Source organism: Ramlibacter sp. (genome assembly GCF_028292805.1).
Lineage (GTDB): Bacteria > Pseudomonadota > Gammaproteobacteria > Burkholderiales > Burkholderiaceae_C > Ramlibacter.
This window is the reverse complement of the sequence record NZ_JAQGLS010000102.1, coordinates 1-4,144: the sequence shown is the minus strand read 5'-3', so window position 1 is coordinate 4,144 and position 4,144 is coordinate 1. Positions and strand designations below refer to the sequence as shown.

The following is a 4,144-nucleotide window of genomic DNA, read 5'->3' as shown; positions in this document are numbered from 1 at the left end:
GGCGCAGTTCAGCGCCGACTGCGAGGCGCTGGCCGCGCAGATGCGGCCGGAGCCGGTTGCCACGCCGCCGCATCGCCTTGAAGCATACGGGCACGCGATTGAATTTCGCCTGCCCGGCAGCGCCGATATCGCGCAGGCAGGCACTGCCGGGGGCGAACACGATTTCACGCAGCGGCTACTGGGCTGCTGCGTGCTGGCCTGCACGCATGAAGGCCACAGCGTGGCGGCCGCCCAGCTGCCCGAGCCGGTGCTCGATGCGCTGTCGCGGCGGATGGAAGCGCTCGACCCCGGTGCCAGCGTGTCGTTCGCGCTCGACTGTCCGCAATGCGCGGCGCGCTGGCAGGCGCCGCTCGATGTCGGCGAGATGCTCTGGCGCAAGGTGCGGGCGGCGGCCGAGCGCGTGCTGCTCGACATCGACACGCTGGCGCGCGCTTACGGCTGGACCGAGCGCGAGGTGCTGGGCCTGTCGCCGCTGCGCCGCGCGGCGTATTTGCAGATGGTGACGGCGGGGGGATGAGCCATGATGGACTTCCTGCGCCAACTCAATCCTGCGCGTGAAACCGATGCGGCGCGCGCGGTGGCGGTGCTGCCTTCGCGCTTTTCGGGCCTGCATCCGTTGCAGGGCATCGACGACCAGGCCCGGTCCGGGAGCATTGGCAACGACGAGACTTCGCTGTGGCGCCAGCCAGGCTTGCCGCCTGTCGCAAACCCGATGGCGGCGCAACGCCCTGCGGCTGCCGCCATTCCGCCGGCGCAAGCCACGCCCATGCCGCAGGCGGGCAAGCCGCGACAAAGCGAGAACATACAGGCCATGCCGCCAGTGGCCGTGCCAGCAAAAGCATCGGGGGCGCCTGAGGCGTCGCTTTTTAGCGCCGTTCAAGGTCGAGCTGGCGGCAACGCAGGGCGCGCCAGGTCCGCCAGTCTCCAGGCCACGCGTCCGGCGGCTGCGGTGGTGGCGGCCCTGCCAGCGCTTGAGCAGGCCGGCGCCCCGCCGGCCCCGGCGCAGGAGGCCTGGCCCCTGTCGGATGCCAGCCTGGCGCAACGCGTTCCCAGGCCGCAGGACGACGGCCCGGTGGTCCATGTCACGATCGGCCGCATCGAGGTCGTCGCCCACACCGCTGCAGCGCCGGCGCCAGCGCGCGGCCCGGCGCCGCGCCAGCCTTCGGTGACGCTGGCCGACTACCTGCGTGGCAGCCCCGGAGGCCGGCCATGAGCAATGCGCTGGCGATTGCCGGGGTGTCGGCGGTATTGAAGGACTTGCTCGACTCCGGGATGATCGACCACCGGGTCACCGACGCGCTGGGCGCGGGCGTGCTGGTCTCGTCGCTGGCGCCCGACGTGGTGCCGATCAGCGGCGACGGCGCCGTGCCCCGGCTCAACCTCTTTTTGCACCAGGTCACGCCCAACGCGGCCTGGCGCAATGCCGAGCTGCCGTCGGCCGATGCCGGCGGGCGCCGCGTGCGCAACCCGCCGCTGGCGCTGGATCTGCATTACCTGCTCACGGCCTACGGCATCGCCGAGCTGCAGGCCGAGGTGCTGCTGGGCTACGGCATGCAGCTGCTGCACGACAACGCGGTGCTCTCGCGCGCGGCGATCCGCGCCGCGCTCAACCCGTCGCCCGTCAGCGGCGCGCTGCTGCCTTCGGTGTACCAGGCGCTGCGCAGCGCCGACCTGGCCGAGCAGGTCGAGCTGCTCAAGATCACGCCCACGGCGATGAACGCCGAGGAAATGTCGCGCCTGTGGTCAGCGCTGACCGCGCATTACCGGCCGACCGCCGCGTTCCAGGTGTCGGTGGTGCTGATCGAGTCGCGGGCAGCAGCCGTCTCGCCGCTGCCGGTGCTGACGCGCGGCCGGCGCGTCGCGCCGCTCGTTCCTGGCGAGCCGGAGCGCGAAGAAGGCGTCCTCGTCACGCCCGGCCTGGTGCCGCCCTACCCGACGCTGGAGTCGGTGCGTGTGGCGGCGCACGAAACGCCCTCCACGCTGCAGGCCGGCGACGTGGCCACCGTGCGCGGCCATCACCTGGCGGGAACCGGCCGGTTCCTGGTGCTACGCAACGATGCCTTCAAGCTTGACCACGACATCGCGCTGCCCGACGGCAGCGACGACACCACACTCGATTTCACGGCCAGCCTGCCCGCCAGCCTGCCAGCAGGGCTGTACCGGCTTGAACTGCGCGTGCTGCGCCCCGGCGACGCCGCGCCGCGCACCAGCAACGCGCTGCCGGTGGCGCTGGCGCCGGCCATCACCTTGCCGCCCCTCACGATGACGCGCGGCGCGGGCAATGTGCTGAGCCTGCGCATTGGCTGCCAGCCCGACGTGCGCCCAGGCCAGAAGGTCGCGCTGCTGATGGACACGCGCGAGGCGCCGGCGAAGCCGTTTGGCGCCAGCACCGGGGTGCTGGACTTCAATTTTGCCGACGCGCCGCCCGCCGGCGCCACGCCGCTGCTGCGGCTCAAGGTCGATGGCATCGAGAGCATCGCCGTCAACCGCGGCGCACGGCCGCCGGCCTTTTTCAACCACCGCATCACGCTGCCCACATGACCACGCCAGATACCTCTTCATGGCTGGAAGCCAACCAGCGGCTGATGGCGGCCGAGCTAAGCCGCCTGCGGCAGCGGCTGGGCGCGGCCGATGACGCCGATGCGGTGGCTTCGGCGCTCGAATCGGCCCGCGCCGCCATGCCGGCCCCGGCCGCCATCGACCAGCTGGCCGACGGCTTCGGCCTGAGCGGCTTCGAGCGCGACGTGCTGCTGCTGTGCGCCGGCGTGGAAATGGATGCGCAGCTTGCCGCGCAGTGCGAAACCGCTTCAGGCGAGGCTCGCCGGCCGGGTGCCAGCTTTGGCCTGGCGCTGGCGGCGCTGGCGTCGCCGCACTGGAGCGCGCTGGCGCCCGTCGGACCGCTGCGGCGCTGGCGGCTGGTCGAGATCGATGAATCGGCCGGCCTGGCGCGCGCGCGGCTGCGCATCGACGAGCGCATCCTGCACTACCTGGCCGGCGTGAACTACCTCGACCTGCGCCTGCGCAGCCTGCTGCGCGAAGCCGCGCCAGCGGCGGCTATGGACGAGGCGCACCGCGCGGTCTGCGGCGCCATCGCGGACGTGCTGGCGCTTGAGGAGGCCGGCGATGCGCCGCTGCTGTGGCTGCTTGGCGACGATGCGCCCGGGCAGGCCGATGTGGCCGCAGAGGTCGCGGCCGCGCTGGGCCTGGGCCTGCGGGTGCTGCGCGCGGATGACGTGCCGGCCGGCCACGCCGAGATCAACGCGCTGGCCACGCTCTGGCAGCGCGAAGCCCTGCTGCTCGGCGGCGCCCTGCTGCTGCGGGGCGGCCCCGACCCGCTGCCGGACGCCGCCGTGCGGCTCATCGAATCGCTGCGCGGCCTGGTGTTCGTCAGCGCGCGCCAGCCGCAGCCGCTCGAACGCGCCAACCTGCGCTTCGCCGTGGACAAGCCCGGCGCGCTGGAGCAGAAGCGGCTGTGGCGGCAGGCGCTGGGCGCCGGCGCGCGGGACGGCAAAAGCGACGCCGCCCTTGAAGACGCGCTTGACCTGGTCGCCGGCCAATTCAAGCTGAGCGCGCGCGCTATCGCGGCCGAAGGCGCCCGCCTGGCGCCGCGGCTGGTCGCCAGCGACCGGCCCGGCAGCCTGCTGCGCGCGGCCTGCCGCACGCTGGGCCACGCCCGGCTCGATGAACTGGCCCAGCGCATCGACGCCACCGCCGGCTGGGACGACCTCGTGCTGCCCGAGGCGCAGCAGGCCACGCTGCGCGAGATCGCGGCCCACGTGCGCCATCGGCCCAGGGTGTACCTCGAATGGGGCTTTGGCGACAAAGGCATGCGCGGGCTGGGCATCAGCGCGCTGTTCGCCGGCGAGAGCGGCACCGGCAAGACGCTGGCGGCCGAGGTGCTGGCCCGCGAGCTGCAGCTTGATCTCTACCGCATCGACCTGTCGGCGGTGGTCAGCAAATACATCGGCGAGACCGAAAAGAATTTGCGCCGCGTCTTCGATGCCGCCGAGGACAGCGGCGCCATTTTGCTGTTTGACGAGGCCGACGCGCTGTTCGGCAAGCGCAGCGAAGTCAAGGACAGCCACGACCGCTACGCCAACATCGAGGTCAGCTACCTGCTGCAGCGCATGGAGTCGTACCGGGG

4 protein-coding genes are annotated in these 4,144 nt (G+C 72.4%); all 4 read left to right on the top strand.

Features of this window, described 5'->3' with window-relative positions; translation table 11 throughout:
* Positions 1 to 517: hypothetical protein (locus JWP65_RS05805; protein WP_299761317.1), on the top strand; the 517-nt coding region annotated here is incomplete at its 5' end.
* 3 nt (positions 518 to 520) lie between these two features.
* Complete coding sequence (locus JWP65_RS05800) at positions 521 to 1,213, top strand: hypothetical protein (RefSeq protein ID WP_299761314.1); 693 nt, start codon at positions 521 to 523, stop codon at positions 1,211 to 1,213.
* Positions 1,210 to 2,541: a Pvc16 family protein gene (locus tag JWP65_RS05795; RefSeq protein ID WP_299761311.1), complete on the top strand. Its 1,332-nt coding sequence runs from the start codon at positions 1,210 to 1,212 to the stop codon at positions 2,539 to 2,541. Before JWP65_RS05800 ends, JWP65_RS05795 begins: the two co-directional genes overlap by 4 nt.
* Positions 2,538 to 4,144: ATP-binding protein (locus JWP65_RS05790; protein WP_299761308.1), on the top strand; the 1,607-nt coding region annotated here is incomplete at its 3' end. The genes JWP65_RS05795 and JWP65_RS05790, both read left to right, overlap by 4 nt.